This window comes from Sphaerisporangium sp. NPDC049002, assembly GCF_040649355.1.
In the GTDB taxonomy this organism is placed as follows: Bacteria; Actinomycetota; Actinomycetes; order Streptosporangiales; family Streptosporangiaceae; genus Sphaerisporangium.
Genome location: NZ_JBEZFH010000047.1, coordinates 1 through 14,690, shown reverse-complemented (window position 1 = coordinate 14,690; position 14,690 = coordinate 1). Strand labels below are relative to the sequence as shown.

The 14,690-nt window shown below is 70.9% G+C and carries 17 protein-coding genes; 9 read left to right on the top strand and 8 right to left on the bottom strand.

The features are described from left to right. The first annotated feature begins 1 nt into the window (after position 1). From AB0B89_RS12800 to AB0B89_RS12780, 5 genes are all read left to right on the top strand, one after another. Positions 2 to 1,105, top strand: coding sequence for an amino acid ABC transporter permease (locus AB0B89_RS12800; protein WP_358551680.1), 1,104 nt, complete (start codon positions 2 to 4; stop codon positions 1,103 to 1,105). A gap of 4 nt (positions 1,106 to 1,109) precedes the next feature. Beyond that, entirely contained in the window at positions 1,110 to 1,859 is a 750-nt protein-coding gene (locus AB0B89_RS12795) for an amino acid ABC transporter ATP-binding protein (protein WP_358551678.1), read from the top strand. Between the two features lie 48 nt (positions 1,860 to 1,907). Beyond that, positions 1,908 to 2,690, top strand: a complete 783-nt coding sequence (locus tag AB0B89_RS12790; protein ID WP_358551676.1) for an acetoacetate decarboxylase family protein — start codon at positions 1,908 to 1,910, stop codon at positions 2,688 to 2,690. 71 nt (positions 2,691 to 2,761) lie between these two features. Further along, entirely contained in the window at positions 2,762 to 3,454 is a 693-nt protein-coding gene (locus AB0B89_RS12785) for a GntR family transcriptional regulator (RefSeq protein WP_358551674.1), read from the top strand. Between the two features lie 40 nt (positions 3,455 to 3,494). Beyond that, positions 3,495 to 4,307: a glucose 1-dehydrogenase gene (locus AB0B89_RS12780; protein ID WP_358551672.1), complete on the top strand. Its 813-nt coding sequence runs from the start codon at positions 3,495 to 3,497 to the stop codon at positions 4,305 to 4,307. A 5-nt stretch (positions 4,308 to 4,312) separates the two neighbouring features. Here the strand turns inward: AB0B89_RS12780 and AB0B89_RS12775 are convergent, their stop codons facing one another. Together AB0B89_RS12775 and AB0B89_RS12770 are read right to left on the bottom strand one after the other, a co-directional pair. Next, positions 4,313 to 5,227: a GNAT family N-acetyltransferase gene (locus tag AB0B89_RS12775; protein ID WP_358551670.1), complete on the bottom strand. Its 915-nt coding sequence runs from the start codon at positions 5,225 to 5,227 to the stop codon at positions 4,313 to 4,315. A 193-nt stretch (positions 5,228 to 5,420) separates the two neighbouring features. Then, entirely contained in the window at positions 5,421 to 5,996 is a 576-nt protein-coding gene (locus tag AB0B89_RS12770; RefSeq protein WP_358551668.1) for a GNAT family N-acetyltransferase, read from the bottom strand. Between the two features lie 238 nt (positions 5,997 to 6,234). On the opposite strand from AB0B89_RS12770, the gene AB0B89_RS12765 reads away from it, so the two are divergent. Further along, the gene (locus tag AB0B89_RS12765) at positions 6,235 to 6,378 is read left to right on the top strand and encodes a hypothetical protein (protein WP_358551666.1); all 144 of its coding nucleotides are present in this window, start codon (positions 6,235 to 6,237) and stop codon (positions 6,376 to 6,378) included. A 30-nt stretch (positions 6,379 to 6,408) separates the two neighbouring features. Here the strand turns inward: AB0B89_RS12765 and AB0B89_RS12760 are convergent, their stop codons facing one another. Continuing rightward, entirely contained in the window at positions 6,409 to 7,365 is a 957-nt protein-coding gene (locus tag AB0B89_RS12760; RefSeq protein ID WP_358551664.1) for a helix-turn-helix domain-containing protein, read from the bottom strand. A 162-nt stretch (positions 7,366 to 7,527) separates the two neighbouring features. Here AB0B89_RS12760 and AB0B89_RS12755 point away from each other — a divergent pair, with 162 nt between their 5' ends. From AB0B89_RS12755 to AB0B89_RS12745, 3 genes are all read left to right on the top strand, one after another. Continuing rightward, positions 7,528 to 7,659, top strand: coding sequence for a hypothetical protein (locus AB0B89_RS12755; RefSeq protein WP_358551662.1), 132 nt, complete (start codon positions 7,528 to 7,530; stop codon positions 7,657 to 7,659). A 163-nt stretch (positions 7,660 to 7,822) separates the two neighbouring features. Then, positions 7,823 to 8,368 carry an NUDIX hydrolase gene (locus AB0B89_RS12750; protein WP_358551660.1) on the top strand — a complete coding sequence of 182 codons (546 nt, stop codon included), beginning with the start codon at positions 7,823 to 7,825 and terminating at the stop codon, positions 8,366 to 8,368. Between the two features lie 58 nt (positions 8,369 to 8,426). Further along, positions 8,427 to 9,359 (top strand): carbohydrate kinase, encoded by a 933-nt coding sequence (locus tag AB0B89_RS12745; protein WP_358551658.1) that lies wholly within the window; start codon positions 8,427 to 8,429, stop codon positions 9,357 to 9,359. 115 nt (positions 9,360 to 9,474) lie between these two features. On the opposite strand, the gene AB0B89_RS12740 is transcribed toward AB0B89_RS12745, so the two are convergent. The 5 genes from AB0B89_RS12740 to AB0B89_RS12720 form a co-directional block, all read right to left on the bottom strand. Then, on the bottom strand, positions 9,475 to 10,860 hold the full coding sequence (locus AB0B89_RS12740) for a nucleotide pyrophosphatase/phosphodiesterase family protein (protein WP_358551656.1): 1,386 nt from the start codon (positions 10,858 to 10,860) through the stop codon (positions 9,475 to 9,477). Further along, entirely contained in the window at positions 10,857 to 12,158 is a 1,302-nt protein-coding gene (gene eboE / locus AB0B89_RS12735) for a metabolite traffic protein EboE (RefSeq protein WP_358551654.1), read from the bottom strand. The genes AB0B89_RS12740 and eboE overlap by 4 nt, the downstream gene beginning before the upstream one ends. 18 nt (positions 12,159 to 12,176) lie before the next feature. Beyond that, complete coding sequence (locus tag AB0B89_RS12730) at positions 12,177 to 13,031, bottom strand: TatD family hydrolase (protein ID WP_358551652.1); 855 nt, start codon at positions 13,029 to 13,031, stop codon at positions 12,177 to 12,179. A gap of 16 nt (positions 13,032 to 13,047) precedes the next feature. Next, a complete protein-coding gene (locus AB0B89_RS12725) occupies positions 13,048 to 13,716 on the bottom strand; it encodes an EboA domain-containing protein (RefSeq protein WP_358551650.1) in 669 nt (222 codons plus the stop codon). 52 nt (positions 13,717 to 13,768) lie between these two features. Continuing rightward, positions 13,769 to 14,690, bottom strand: a 922-nt coding sequence (locus tag AB0B89_RS12720) for a sugar phosphate isomerase/epimerase family protein (protein WP_358551648.1), incomplete at its 5' end; no start/stop codon positions are given.

Below are 14,690 nucleotides of genomic sequence, written 5' to 3'. Positions count from 1 at the left end.
CATGAGCGTCCGGGGCTCCCGCGCGCGGACCTCCGGCGGGGAAGCGCCCGGCGGCACGGCCGTGGCGTACGCCCGCCCGCTGAGCACGCGCGGGTACCTCAACGGCGCCGCCGTCCTGGCCCTGCTCGCCCTGGTGCTCTGCTACCAGCTGGCCGGCGCGACCATGACCATCGGCGGGCCGCCGCGCGTGGTCCTCGGGCTCGTGCTGCCGGCCGCGATCGTGGGCGGCCCGCTGCTGGCGGCGTACCGGCGCGGCAGGCTGTCGGAGCAGGAATGGGAGGCCAAGCGGTACGTCGCCGCGCGCGAGGCCGCCGCTCGGTCGAGGAACGCCTCGATCGCCTCGCTGGGGCTGACCGGCTTCGTCGTGCTGGTCTCGCTGGTGGGCCTGCTCGTCTTCACCAACGACGGCGCGGTGCAGAAGACGTTCTTCAACCCCGAGTTCATGGCGAAGAGCATGGCGGACATGAGCAGGGCGCTGCTCGTCAACGTCGAGATCGCCCTCGGCGCGCAGGTCCTGGCGATGCTGTTCGGGCTCGTGCTCGCCGTCGGCAGGCTGCTCCCCGGCAAGGGGTTCTGGCCCGTGCGCGCCCTGTGCGTCGCCTACATCGATGTCTTCCGCGGCATCCCGTCCGTGGTGCTCATCTACCTGGTGTGCTTCGGGCTCCCGATCACGGAGGTGCCGGTCCTCAGCGAGGGCGGCCCGATCCTGTACGCGGTCGTGGCGCTGGCCCTGACCTACAGCGCCTACAACGCCGAGCTCTACCGCTCGGGCATCGAGTCCATCAACAAGGGCCAGACCTCGGCGGCGCTGTCGATGGGACTCTCCCAGCCCGACGTGCTCAGGTTCGTCATCCTGCCGCAGATGGCGCGCAACATCGCGGCGCCGATGCTGAGCACGTTCATCGGGCTGCAGAAGGACACCTCGCTGGTGATCGTGGTCGGCATCATCGACGCGTTCAGCCAGGCGAAGATCTACTCGGCGAACGACTTCAACCTCTCCGCGGTGACGGCCGTGTGCGTCCTGTTCGTGCTCGTCACCATCCCGCAGACCCGTCTCGTCGACTACATGCTCGCCAGGTCGAGCACGAAGAAGAAGGGGGGCTGAGCCGGTGGGGAGCGCATTCGTCGAGCTCGACCAGGTGACCAAGAGGTACGGCGACACCACGGTGCTCGACCGGGTGGACCTGGCCGTCGACCGGCACGAGGTGGTCACCCTGATCGGTGCCTCCGGGTCGGGGAAGTCGACGCTGCTGCGATGCGTCAACGGGCTTGAGGCGATCCAGGGCGGGCGGATCTCGCTCGGCGGCGACGTCATCTCCGGGGAGGGCGTGGACCTCGTCAGGCTCCGCCGCCGTGTCGGCATCGTCTTCCAGAGCTTCAACCTCTTCCCGCACATGAGCGTGCTGCGCAACTGCACGCTCACGCCCGTGCGCGCCGGGGTGGCGACCAAGGAGCGGGCCGAGGCGGAGGCCAGGGTCATGCTCGAACGCGTGGGCCTGAAAGAGAAGGTCGGCGCCTATCCCGACCAGCTCTCGGGCGGCCAGCAGCAGCGCGTGGCCATCGCACGCGCGATGCTGATGCGGCCCGAGGTCCTGCTGCTCGACGAGATCACCTCGGCCCTGGACCCGGAGCTGGTGATCGAGGTGCTCAACCTGGTCCGCGAGCTGGCCGAGGACGGCATCACGATGATGATGACCACCCACGAGATGCCCTTCGCCCGCGAGATCTCCTCCAAGATCTGCTTCCTGCACAGGGGCAGGATCCTCGAACAGGGCCCCCCAGAGGAGATCTTCGACGCTCCTCGCGCGCCCGAACTGCGGACGTTCCTTCGCAAGATCCACGAGGCCGGCCGGAACTGACCGTCCCGGCGGGCCTGTCACCACATCACGACAACAGGAATCTCAATCATGAAGCAGAACTACGACGTCAAGAACTTCTTCGCCTACCTCGGCTACCCGAGCGGCGACCAGCCGTACTGGTCCAAGGATCTGCGGACGTTGTCGGTCTACTGCCGGGGCGACCGGGCGAACCTCGAAGCACTGCTGGAGCCGACCCCGTTCGAACTCGCCGACGACCGGTTCGTGGTGCAGATCGCGGACTTCGGTAACGCCACCCCGGGTCCCTTCTACGACTCCGGCGTGGTGATCCCCGTGCGGTACCGCGACCACGTGGGCGTCACCTACTTCTTCGAGTTCGAGGACCAGCCGTGGAGCGTGGCGTTCGGCCGTGAGGTGTGGGGCTATCCCAAGCAGTACGGCGAGATCGGGCTCGTCGAGGACGGGAACGCCGTTGCGGGCACGGTGAGCAGAGCCGGTAGCCTGATCTTCGGCATTTCGATGACCTCCGACGACGGCTACTCGAACGAGTCCTGGGCAGACATGACGATGTACCCCCACTTGCAGGTCCACGCTCTCCCCGAGGCGAACGGCCCCGGCTTCACGACCTTCGAGATCATCTCCCGCGACACCTCCAGGGACTTCGCGCTCCAGCGCAAGACCTTCGGGCCCGCCGAGGTCGAGCTGGGCCCCGCGCTCTCCGTCAACGGTGTCAGCCTCAAGATCGTGGAGGTCCTGGGCGGCGAGTACTCCGTGGGCGACTACGCCTGCACCGTGGAGAACGGCATCTCCACCGTCGTCGACGATGTGCTGGCGAGCACCGCGCACGACCCCGGCGAGGCCCGTTCCCTCTGACCAACAGCCGCTGAGAGTCGTGCACGCGGTGGCCCGTCCCTACGGGCGGCCTCGTGCGGAGAGGTCGCAAAGTGTGTTCTGCCTACGTCGGCGACAACGCCAAGACGGGCGCCGGCGAGCCATCGGCCAGCAGTCTGCTGAGCGAGTCCGCCACCGCCAGGCTGCGGTCGCGACTGGTGCGCGTGGAGATCATGCCCGGAGAGAGGCTCAGCGAGCCCGAGCTCCGTACCGCCCTCGGGGTCGGCACGTCTCCGGTGCGCGAGGCGATCCGGAGGCTTGAGTTCGAGAAGCTGGTCGTGATCTATCCGCGCAGCGGCACGTTCGCCACGGACATCGCGCTGAAGGACTCGCGGTCCGTCATGGAGCTGAGGCTCCAGCTCGAAGGGCTCTCGGCCGCGCTCGCGTGCGGCCGGGGCTCACGCACGGAGAAGGAGCGGCTCGCCGAGATCTCCGAGCGGCAGTACGAGACCGACGACCTGCAGCAGTGCATCGACCTCGACGCGGCGTTCCACCGCAGCATGTACCAGATGACGCGCAACGACTACCTCGCGACCACGGCTGAGATCCACTTCAACCTCGCGCTGCGGCAGTGGTACTTCTGCTCCAAGGTGGTCGAGACCCCCGACTGGACCGGCGTCGACCACCGCCCTCTGGCGGCCGCGATCGCCGAGGGGGATCCGGAGGCCGCCAGCGAGCACATCCGCAAGCACGTGCTGCACGACTCTCAGCAGATCGCCGACATCCTCACCAACTACGGCCTGTAAGCCACCCAGGCGGGCCTGGCTCGAAAGAGAGTTCCGCGAAATGCCGGCCACCACCACTTCCGCCCCGCACACCCTGTTCTCCCCGAACGGCCTCTTCTCACTGGACGGCCTGACGGCCCTGGTCACCGGCGCGGCCGGAGGGCTGGGGCGCGCGCAGTCCCTCGCGCTCGGCGCCGCCGGCGCGAGGGTCGTCGCGTCGGACGTCAGCCTCGACGCCGCCCGCCGGTGCTGCGCGTACCTTGAGGAGAACGGCGTCGACTGCCTGCCGCTGGAGATGGACGCCCGTTCACTGGAGAGCATCGACAGCGCGTTCGACGCGCTCGACGCCGCCGGTGAGTGCCCCGGCATCGTGGTGAACAACGCGGGCGTCTCCCTGCGCAACGACGCGCTGAACGCCACACCGGAGGAGTTCGACACCACGCTCTCCATCAACCTGCGCGGCACGTACTTCGTCGCCCAGCGCGCGGCGCGCCGGATGAGCGAGCGCGGCGGCGGGCGCATCGTCAACGTGTCGTCCATCGGCGGCCTCGTCGTGGACGGCGAGCGCTCCTCGGTGTACGACGCCTCGAAGGCCGCCGTCGTCCAGGTGACCAAGAACATGGCCTACGAGTGGGGCAAGTACGGGATCAGGGTCAACTCCATCGCCCCCGGATACATGCGCACCGCGATGACCTCGGACCTGCTGCCCACCAAGGACGTCGAGGAGTCACTGGTCAGGACGCACATCCCGCTCGGCCGAGTCGGAGAGCCGGGCGATCTGGCCGGGGCCGTGATCTTCCTCGCCTCCGACGCGTCCGCCTACGTCACCGGCCACACTCTGACCGTCGACGGGGGCTGGCTGGTCGCCGTGTAGAGGGCCTATCCAAGGTCGGTATGGGGGAGGTAGCGGTCCAGCCGCACCAGGCCCGGCTCGGTCGACATGAACGTGTCCATGTCGTCGATCTCCCAGCCGGCGTCCAGCAACCGGGGCAGGAGCGGGTGCACGCCCGGCACCGCGACCTGGACCTCGTCGACACCCGGATGCGCGGCGACCGCCGCGAACACCGCGTCGGCGCAGTCCTGCGGGGTCTCACCACCCACCGGCCCCACCTCCAGGTCCTCGACGGTCCGCCGGGCGAACGCGTACCCTCCGCCGGTGACGTGCACCGTCACCCCCGGAAGGCCCGCGTACCAGGCCAGGGCCCCGGCCCGGTCACCCCCGGAGATCCGGGCGTCCAGCTTCACGGCCTCCCGCACACCGGCCTCCCGCATACTGGCCTCCCGCATACTGGACGGTCCGCCGGCCTCCGCCCGGGGCCCGGCCAACGGTCCCCGCGCGGACGGCCCGTCCGGCGCCTTCTCATCCCGTACCCCGGACCCTCGCGGCCCGGAATCCTCCCCCGGATGGTGGATCAGGTAGATCAGGGGGCACACCGGACGCATCCCCTGCCTTATGTACAGCCCCAGCGCCCTCGGGTCGTCCGACGCGAACGTGACCCGCGGCGTGTCGGACGGCAGCAACCGGCTCAGGATCGTCCGGCCGATCCCGGACGACTGATGGTCGGGCAGGACGAACAGGTCACCCAGGTGGGAGACCTCGCCCCGGCGGATCACCCCGCCGAAACCCACGACGCGCCCGTCGACCTCGCCGACGAGCAGCGTCCCGAACTCCCGCTCGGCGTCGAGGAAGTCCGGCATGCCCTCCCAGTCGTCCAGAAGCTCGAAGTGCGAGGCCACCTCCCGCACGCCCGGCATGTCCGCGTCCCCCGCGACCCGCACGCTGTATTCCCCCACCGGCACTCCCCACCTGCGAACATCCGCGACGCTCTTACCCTAGGACGCGTTCGCCCGTCCTCCTTGCCAGGAGGAACACCGCGTGTTGAGGGGCACCGGATCGCGCACCACGCGAGGGGACAGTGGACCTCATGGCCTTGCGTGCGAACCGGCTGTTCCGTTAAGTGCGGAACTCGATCAGGCCGGCGAGTTCTTAGCGAATCTCTCGATGCTCACGTTCCCAATCAGCTCTGGCCAGCGCGTACTCGACCACGCCATGCTCGAAGCCCTCGATGGCGTCCAGCCCGTCGCGGTGGAAGGTGCGTACGAGTGTCAGGCCGACCTTCTCCATCACGCGCCGGGAGCCGAGATTGACCGTCATCGTCTCTGCGAGCACCCGTTCCACTCCCAACTCGGTGAACCCTTTGTCGACCAATGCACGCGACCCCTCGGTGGCGTAGCCCTTGCCCCACGCCGACCTGCGTAACCGATAGCCGAGCTCGAGCTCGCCGTCACGTGGTTCGTCCTTGCGCGGTCGGAAGTGGAACCAGCCCAGAAACCGTTCGGTGGCCTTCTCCTCCGCCGCCCAGAACCCGAGACCTTTGAATCGCTCGTAGCAGCCGAGAAGTGCTGGCATGACCTGGCAGCGGATCTCCTCGCGGGGAGTCGGCCTGCCACCGTTGAGGAAGCGCATGACCTCAGGATCACTATCGAGTTCAACCAGGTTGTCCTCGTCAGCATCGGTGAAGCGACGCAGCGTCAGTCGGTTGGTCTCCAGGAAGATCGACATCCCTCGATTATCGCGTCTCCGGGAGCACGGGGTTGTACACAGAACGTTCGGTCAGGATCCTGTGGTGGCGTTGGCAGGGGCCGGGCCATGAGCCTTTGACGTACAAGCCGATGCGGGTCACCCCAGGCCCTCCCACCCGCTCCGGCGCCCGCCTGACCTGCCCGGCCCTCCTACACCTCGCGAGACGGCGGACGTCCCGCCGCTCACCGCCCGGCTGGCTTCGGCCCAACTCGTCGCGGTGCAATGGTCGCTGACGCTCGACGCCGAACAGCTGGCGTCGGGCGAGTCCGCCGAGGCGCGTCACCCAGGCGCGGTGAGCGACGCCGCGCACGCGTTCGCCCTGCTGGAGAACGGCCTGCGCCACATGTCCCCGCACCAGTGAGGCGGCGCCCGCGCGTGACGCCTCGCCGGTTCAGCGGAAGGTGCGCCGGTAGGTGTGGGGGCTGACGCCTGTGACGCGCTTGAAGCGGTCGCGGAAGGCGGTGGGAGAGGCGAAGCCGACCTGAGCGCCGATGCGTTCGACGGTGTGGTCGGTCGTCTCCAGCAGGTGCTGGGCCTGGCGGACTCGGGCGCGGTGCAGCCATTGAAGCGGGGTCGTGCCCGTCTGCTCGCGGAAGCGGCGCATCAGCGTGCGGGGGCTCATTCCGGCCTGGGCGGCGAGGTCGGCAACGGTCAGGTCGCGGGACAGGGAGGCTTGCACCCAGGTGAGCAGGGGTTCGAGTGCGGAACCTCGGGTCGTGGCCGGGAGCGGCTGGACGATGAACTGGGCCTGCCCGCCTTCGCGCTCCAGCGACATGACCGACAGCCGGGCGGCGTCAGCCGCCACGGCGGAGCCGTAGTCACGGCGGATCAGGTGAAGGCACAGGTCAAGCCCGGCCGCGGCACCCGCGGAGGTGAGGATCTGCCCGTTGTCGACGTAGAGGACGTCAGGGTCCACCTCGATGTCCGGGTACGCGGCGGCCAGCCGGTCGGCCACGGCCCAGTGGGTGGTGGCACGCAGGCCGGCGAGCAGTCCGGTGGCGGCCAGGGGGAAGGTGCCCGAGCAGATGGAGGCGACACGGGTGCCGAGTGCGGCGGCGGCTTTGAGGGCGTCGTTGACGGCCGGTGACAGCGGGCTCATCGGCGTCGCAGTGCCGGGAACGACGATCGTGTCGGCGCCCTCCAGCCCGTCCAGCCCCCACGGGGCGCGCAGAGTGAACGCGCCGGCGTCCACCTCCGGACGCTCGGCGCAGACGCGCACCCGGTAGCCCGGACGACCGTCCGGCAACCGCGTGCGGGTGAAGACCTCGATCGGGGTGGACAGGTCGAAGGGGATCACCTGGTCGAGGGCGAGGACGGCCACGGTGTGCAGGGGCGGAACGGTACCCATCCGCGCGTATCCCGCCAAGGCTCCGGACCTGCCGCGACAGATGAGCCTCCTCGTCAGCCGCATGGCGGTATCCCGGTGATGCGCGTCGGAAATGCCACTGGGAGGCGGGTCGGCGGCCCGGTTAGCGTCGGTGGCGCTCCCGACCTCGACGAGAGAAGGAACATGCGCCCGTTCTACCGCCCCGGCGCCGACCCGGTCATCGCCCTGTGGTGCTTTCGCGGCGGCCCCTCGCTCGTGGAGCTCGTCCGTTCCCGGCGAGGAACGCTCGACCGGTCGCGAAGCGGCGCGACCTGAGGGCTGTTCAAGCACCTCCGCGCACGCTCCGCCGCCACCGCCCCATGAGTGAACGGGCAGGCCCCAGGGAACAACCGCCGTCGACGCGGACACCGGTGGTGAGGCCGTACCGGTGAAGCACGTCGACGACGGGCGACTACTCCGAAGAGAGGTGCATCGCGGTATGAGCGTGTTCCCGGAGAGGGCCGATCAGGAACGGCGGGCGGGTGAGGGCAGGAGTCCCGACATCTCGTTCATCGCCGGACTTCCACGGGTGCGGTCGGCGTCGGGGGCGCTGATCCGGGACGAGGCGGAGCGGATCATGGTGGTGTGCCCCACCTACAAGGACCACTGGGACATCCCGGGCGGGATGCTGGAGGCGGACGAGTCGCCGTTCGCGGCATGTGCTCGCGAGCTCGAAGAAGAGCTCGGCCTCGAACTTCCGGTAGGACGCCTGCTCTGCGTCGACTGGGTTCCGCCCCGCCCGCCATGGGACAGCGGGTTGATGTTCGTCTTCGACGCGGGGATGCTCTCCACCGAGCAGGTCCCCGGCATCCGGCTGTGCCCGGACGAGCTGGAGCGGTTCGAGTTCGTCGCGGCCGACGAGATGGACGGTGTCCCGCTGGAGCCGCGGCCGGCCCGCCGGATCAGGGCCGCGACGTCCGCGCTCCGCGCCGGGCGGACGGCGTACCTGGAAGACGGACTCCCTCTGGACGCGTCGCCGCCATAATCGGGCATCCGGCCCCCGATACCGGGAAACCGGCCACGGACAGAATGGGAGCGGCGTCGTGTTGGCGGTAGTCGGTGAAGCGGTGATCGATCTCATCCAGGACGACGATGGACGGTACACCGCCCATACCGGCGGGAGCCCGCTCAACGTCGCGGTCGGGTTGGCGCGGCTCGGCGAGCAGGTGAGCCTGCTCGCGCGGTTGTCCCGGTCGGCGTTCGGCCGGCGGCTGCGGGAGCACGCCGAGGCCAGCGGCGTCGACCTGGCCCGCGCGGTGGAGGCCGGCGAACCGGCCAGCCTGGCGGTCGTCGGACTCACGCCCGATGGTTCGGCGGAGTACGACTTCTATGTCACAGGAACCGCCGACTGGCAGTGGGCCCAGGGCGAACTGGAGCCGCTTCCCGCCGCCGCCCAGGTCCTGCACACCGGTTCGCTGGCCTGCTTCCTGCCACCGGGCGCCGCGCGGGTCGAGGCCGCGATGCGGTCGGCCAGGACGGCGGGGCTGCTGGTCAGCTTCGACCCCAACGTCCGCCCGGCGCTGCTCGGCCCACCCGAGGCCGCACGCGAACACGTCGAGCGACTGATCACGCACTGCCACGTCGTCAAGGCCAGCGAACAGGACGTCGCGTGGCTGTACCCAGGGGAGAGCCCGGGCGCGGTCGCCCGCCGTTGGCTGGCCGCCGGCCCCTGCCTGGTCCTGCTGACCCTGGGCGCGGCGGGCGCGCTCGCCGTGACACGGCGGGTCGCGATCGAGCGGCCGGCCCCGAGGGTACGGGTGGCGGACACGGTCGGCGCGGGCGACGCGTTCACGGCCGGCCTGCTCTCCTCGTTGGTACGGAGGAACCTGGTCGAGCCGGATACGTTGCGCGCCGTCGCCCCGGAGGTGCTGTCGTCGGTGCTGGACGACGCGATCACGGTCGCCGCCCTGACGTGTACCCGCCCGGGTGCCGACCCTCCGGGTCGCGGCGACGTGGACCGGTTCCTCGGCACCTGACCGCCCTGGTACGACCAAGGCTCACGACCGGACGGCAAGCGGGATCGCCCAGCGGAGGGGGCCTCGGAAACCATGCCGGGCATGGCTTCCGAGGCGGTCGCTCCTTCGCGAGGGGTTACGTCGTGATCCCCGCCAGGCGCAGGCACAGGGACTTGACCTCGGTGGCGGCGTACGCGTCCTGGTCCAGCGGGTCGCTGCAGAGGAGGACGGGGGCGTCGCGGGGGTCGCTGGGGAGGCGGCCGTGGCTCCCGCGCACGGGGGCCGGGTTCAGGGGGACGACCGGCATCGTGTAGCGGAAGCCCAGGGTCTTGCGTGCGAGCGCCATCCCGGCCTTGGCCTTCACGAACGGGTCCTCGGGGTTGAGGAACAGCTCGGCGGGGTCGTAGCCGGGTTTGCGGTGGATGTCGACCAGCCGGGCGAAGTCCGGGGCGAGGTCGTCGTCGAGCCAGTAGTAGTAGGTGAACCACGACTCGGGAGTGGCGACGGCCACGAGCTCCCCGGCCCTCGCGTGGTCGAGTCCGTGCGCCGCCTTGCCCGCCTCGTCGAGCACCTCGTCGACGCCCGGCAGAGCCGACAGGATGGACCGCACCTTGGCCACGTCGGCGGGGTCCTTGACGTAGACATGGGCGAGCTGGTGGTCGGCGACGGCGAACGCGCGCGAGGTCCAGGGGTCGAGGTACTCCATCCCGGCCTGCCGGTAGACCGACAGCAGGCCCTCCTGGCGCAGGACCCGGTTGACGTCGACCGGGCGGGAGACGTCGGTGATGCCGTACTCCGACAGCACGACCGTCACCGCGCCCATGGCGTCCGCGTCGTCGAGCAGCGGCTTCAGCGCGGCGTCGATCTCACGGGCGGCGGCCACCGCCTCGGGCCCCGACGGGCCGAACCGCTGGAGGTCGTAGTCGAGGTGCGGGATGTAGACGAGCGTGAGGTCGGGCTTCTCCCGGGCGAGCATGATCCTGGACGCGTCCACGATCCACTGGCTGGACGCGATCCCCGCCTTGGGGCCCCAGTACGAGAACAGGGGGAAGCTGCCGAGCTCCCGGGTCAGGTCCACGCGCAGCGACGGCGGGGTGGTGTAGCAGTCGGGGCCCTTGCGGCCGTCCGCGTGGTAGATGGGCCGGGGCGTCACCGTGAAGTCGGTGGCGGCGCCCATGGCGTACCACCAGCAGATGTTGGCGACGCGGTAGCCCGGATGGACCCTGCGGGCGTCGTCCCAGATCTTGGGCCCCTCGACGAGGGCGTTGTGCTGGCGCCACAGCAGGACTTCACCGAGGTCGCGGAAATACCAGCCGTTGCCGACGATGCCGTGGTCACGCGGGAGGGCTCCGGTGAGCAGGGTCGACTGCACCGAGCAGGTCACGGCCGGGAGCACCGTCCCGAGCGGTGCCGGGCGGCCGAGCCTTCCCAGGTTGGGCATGGATTCGAGCAGCCGGGGGGTCAGGCCGACCACGTCGATGACCACCAGCGGCCTCACGGCGCCGTTCGTTCCGATCGTCACGGGGTCTCCTCTTTCAGTCCGAGGTCGATGAGGCGGTCGCGCATCCAGGCGAGTTCCAGCGCGATCCCCTCCACCAGTGCCTCGTCGGTCTCGGGTCGCCGGTCCTCTGGCAGCGCCTGCCAGGTGTAGGTCTCCACCTCGACGTGCCGGGTCAGCGCCGAGGGTCCCGCGAGCAGCGCGCGCAGGGTCTCGTCGAGCACTTCCTGGGTCGAGGCCAGTGGCGGGGCGGGCGTCGCGTGCAGCGGGACATGGAAGTGGACCCGCCACGGCGCCTCTCCCGGCAGTTCCCCGCCGAGCGCCTCCCCGAGGTCGTCCGTCCCGTGCGAGACGTCGCCGTGGCCTGGGCGGTCCGTCCCGTGCGAGACGTCGCCGTGGCCTGGGCGGTCCGCCGCCTCGCCGTCGTGACCCGTCTCCGGCCGGGGCGTGCCGTCGCCCCGTTCGCGGGTCTGGTGGATGAAGCGCGGCTCGGCGAAGGCCGCCAGCGCCTCGCGGGCGGCCGGGTCGGCGGGGTCGTCGACCTGCAGGGCGCAGGAGGCCTGGAGCTTCACCACCGGCAGCCCGGCCCCGGCGAGGCGGGCAAGCGCCTGGCCGGGGTCCTCGAACTGCACGGCGAGGTGGCAGGCGTCCAGGCAGACGCCCAGGTAGTCGTGGTCGGCCCCTCCGAGGTGGCGCGCCGCCTGCGTCGTGTTCTCCACGACGCAGCCGGGCTCGGGCTCGAACCCGACCCGGATCGTACGGCCCGTCGTGGCGGCCACCTCCGCCAGTCCCTCGGCGAGCCGGTCGAGCACGCGCATCGCGGCATCGGAGCGTTCGGGCGTCCAGGGGGTGCGCCAGGCGAGCGGCAGGGTCGAGACGCTGCCCGACCGGACATCGTCGGGCAGCAGGCCCGCGAGCACGCGTGCCAGCGCCAGCGTGTAGTCGAGCCTCGCCTCGGTGGTCCAGTCGGGATGGTAGACCCGCAGCTTGGGCGACCCCGGCACGGCCGACCCGGCGTCGCTCTCTCCCTCGTAGTCGTGGAATCCCTGGTAGGGGAACCCGTTGAGGGTGACGACCTCCAGGCCGTGCTCGGCGAGCGCCTCCCGCAGCCGTACGGCCTCACCGGGCTCGGCCGTCAGCGCGTCGCACACCGGCCGCGACAGCCACAGCCCGACCCCGAGCCGGGGCACGCCGAGCCTTTCACGCACCGGCCCGGCGTACCGCCGCAACTGTCCGAGCACCCCGGCCACGTCCTCGGCGGGGTGGACATTGGTGCAGTAGGCCACGTGGACCACCGACCCGTCCGGATGCAGGAACCTCATGACGACGCTCCGATCCGGCTAGTCACGGGGGGCTCCGCGGAGGATGCTGTTGCCGGCGTAGTCCTGGCCGGAGGTCACGTCCGTGAGGTCCAGGCGGCCGCTCTGGCCGTAGAAGGCGGCCGGGTTGTCCCACAGGAGGGTCTCCGCCTCGGTCTCCGAGAACCCGGCGGCGAGCATGGCGTCGCCCACGGCCCTGGTCTTCAGCGGGTCGCTGCGCCCCCAGTCGGCGGCGGAGTTCACCAGCGTCCGCTCCGCCCCGTACTCCTTGAGGATGGCGACCATCCGGTCCTCGTCCATCTTGGTGTCGGGGTAGACCGAGAAGCCCATCCAGCAGCCGCTCTCCTTGACCATGCCGACCGTCATCTCGTTGAGGTGGTCGACCAGCACCCGCTCGGGCGGCAGGCCCGACTCGCGGACGACGTCGAGGGTGCGCCGGGTGCCGGAGGCCTTGTCGCGGTGAGGGGTGTGGACGAGCACCGGCAGGTCGTGCTCGATCGCCAGGGCGAGCTGGCGGGCCAGGGCCTCGTCCTCGGCGGGGGTGATGTCGTCGTAGCCGATCTCGCCGACCGCGACGACCCGGTCCTTGGCGAGGTAGCGCGGGAGCAGGTCGAGCACGGGACGCAGGCGCGGGTCGTTGGCCTCCTTGGGGTTCAGCGCGATCGTGCAGTGGTGGACGATCCCGAACTGCGCGGCCCGGTAGGGCTCCCAGCCGAGCAGTCCGTCGAAGTAGTCGGCGAAGGTGTCGGGGGACGTGCGCGGCTGGCCCAGCCAGAAGGCGGGCTCGACCACGGCGCGCACGCCGGCGGCGTACATGCGCTCGTAGTCGTCGGTCGTGCGCGAGGTCATATGGATGTGCGGGTCGAAAATACGCATGAGGGTTCCTCTTCGATCAGGCGGAGGCGTGCGGGTGACCTTCGGCGAGCAGGGCGCGGACCTTCGTCAGCACGGCCGGATGGGGTTCCACCAGGGGCCACACGTCCGAGGGCACCTCGCGCCCCGCCATCAGGCGCTCCTGCGCGTAGTCGGCCAGCATCCTGGCCAGTTCCGCGTCCGCCCGCCGGTCGAGGCCGGACACGGAGCCGAGCGGCACGCCGATGAACACGCACTTCAGCACGGCCTGCCTGTAGGAGTGGTCGGGCAGGTGCTCCGCCCCGTAGGGGCCGAGGGCGGCCCGCACCAGGCGGGCGTCGTTGGTGCGCAGCGCGTCGCGCACGATCGGCAGCCCGTGGTCGCCGAGCCGCCCGTCCGCGTCGAGCGCCGGCAGCCCCTTGAGCACGGCGAGCCGCTCGGCGGCGTCCCCGTGGGCGTACAGGTCGAACAGCGTCCGCCCGAGCGCCGCCCCCCTGCTGGACAGCGCCAGCAGCAGCTCGGCCCGGACCGCCTGGTCGACGGTCCAGTCCGGCTCACCGGGGATCGGCGCCCGGCCGCAGGCCCGCCCGGCCGCAGGGAACAGCGCGGCGAGCGCCCCGTCGTCGGCGCGGATCCGTTCGGCGGACGTCCGCAGCCAGCGGGCGCCCTCCTCGCTCAGGGCGATCCCGGGTACGTATGACGTGGTCATCGTCGTCTCCCACCTCTCAAGGCTCGGACGCCCCGCAGGGCGTGGCCTGTCTTCACGGCGTGGCTCCCTCGCGCCGGCCCCGGGCGTCGCCGGGTGGCTCCAGCTCGCGCAGGAAGCGGAGGGAGCGCGCGGCGACCAGGGGTGCGGCGTGGCTGTGCCGGGGCAGTTCCACGCTGACCAGGCCCCGGTACCCGGCCTCCTCCAGTGCGGCGAGGACCGGCGGGAAGTCGATCTCTCCCTCGCCGAACTCCAGGTGCTCGTGCACGCCCCGCCGCATGTCCTCGATCTGTACGTTCACCAGGTGAGGCCCGGCCCTGCGCACGCAGTCGGGCACTGGTTCGGGCTCCAGGCACCGGCAGTGGCCGATGTCCAGGGTCAGGCCGAGCCGTTCCGGCCTTCCGGTCAGCTCGCGCAGGCGCTCGAACGCCCCGATCGTGTCGACGAGCATGCCCGGCTCCGGTTCGAAGCCGAGGGTGACGTCACGGGAGCCGGCCTCCTCCAGTGCGGCCGCGACCCCCGCGGCGAGGTTCCGCCAGGCCTCGTCCTCCCCGACCTCGGGAGGGCGGATCCCACTCCAGAAGGAGACGGCCTCCGCGCCGAGGTCCGCGCCGATCCGTACGGCGCGCAGCAGCAGGTCGACGCGGGCCGCGGCCGCCTGCGGGGGGTGGAGCAGCGTCGGGTGGTGCTTGCGTAACGGGTCGATGACGTAGCGCCCGCCGGTCTCGATCACCACGGACAGGTCGAGGTCGCGCAGCCGCTTGGCGACGCGGTCGACCTCGTGGCCGAGGCCGGGGGCGTAGGGGTCGAGGTGCCCGGCGTCCAGGGTGAGCGCGACGCCGTCGTACCCCATGTCGGCCAGCACGACGAGCGCCTCGTCCAGGCGGTGGTTGCTGAAGCCGTTGGTGCCGTAGCCGAATCTCACGTCGGGGAGCCGGCTCGTCCTTCTGGTCGCCGGTGCCCGATGGGCCGTCGCC

What these genes read in the sequence shown, in the direction of transcription:
- AB0B89_RS12800 (WP_358551680.1), top strand. Translation starts at nt 2, where the DNA reads ATGAGCGTCCGGGGCTCCCGCGCGCGGACCTCCGGCGGGGAAGCGCCC.
- AB0B89_RS12790 (WP_358551676.1), top strand. Translation starts at nt 1,908, where the DNA reads ATGAAGCAGAACTACGACGTCAAGAACTTCTTCGCCTACCTCGGCTAC.
- AB0B89_RS12780 (WP_358551672.1), top strand. Translation starts at nt 3,495, where the DNA reads ATGCCGGCCACCACCACTTCCGCCCCGCACACCCTGTTCTCCCCGAAC.
- AB0B89_RS12770 (WP_358551668.1), bottom strand. Translation starts at nt 5,996, where the DNA reads ATGTCGATCTTCCTGGAGACCAACCGACTGACGCTGCGTCGCTTCACC.
- AB0B89_RS12760 (WP_358551664.1), bottom strand. Translation starts at nt 7,365, where the DNA reads ATGGGTACCGTTCCGCCCCTGCACACCGTGGCCGTCCTCGCCCTCGAC.
- AB0B89_RS12755 (WP_358551662.1), top strand. Translation starts at nt 7,528, where the DNA reads ATGCGCCCGTTCTACCGCCCCGGCGCCGACCCGGTCATCGCCCTGTGG.
- AB0B89_RS12750 (WP_358551660.1), top strand. Translation starts at nt 7,823, where the DNA reads ATGAGCGTGTTCCCGGAGAGGGCCGATCAGGAACGGCGGGCGGGTGAG.
- eboE (WP_358551654.1), bottom strand. Translation starts at nt 12,158, where the DNA reads ATGAGGTTCCTGCATCCGGACGGGTCGGTGGTCCACGTGGCCTACTGC.
- AB0B89_RS12730 (WP_358551652.1), bottom strand. Translation starts at nt 13,031, where the DNA reads ATGCGTATTTTCGACCCGCACATCCATATGACCTCGCGCACGACCGAC.
- AB0B89_RS12725 (WP_358551650.1), bottom strand. Translation starts at nt 13,716, where the DNA reads ATGACCACGTCATACGTACCCGGGATCGCCCTGAGCGAGGAGGGCGCC.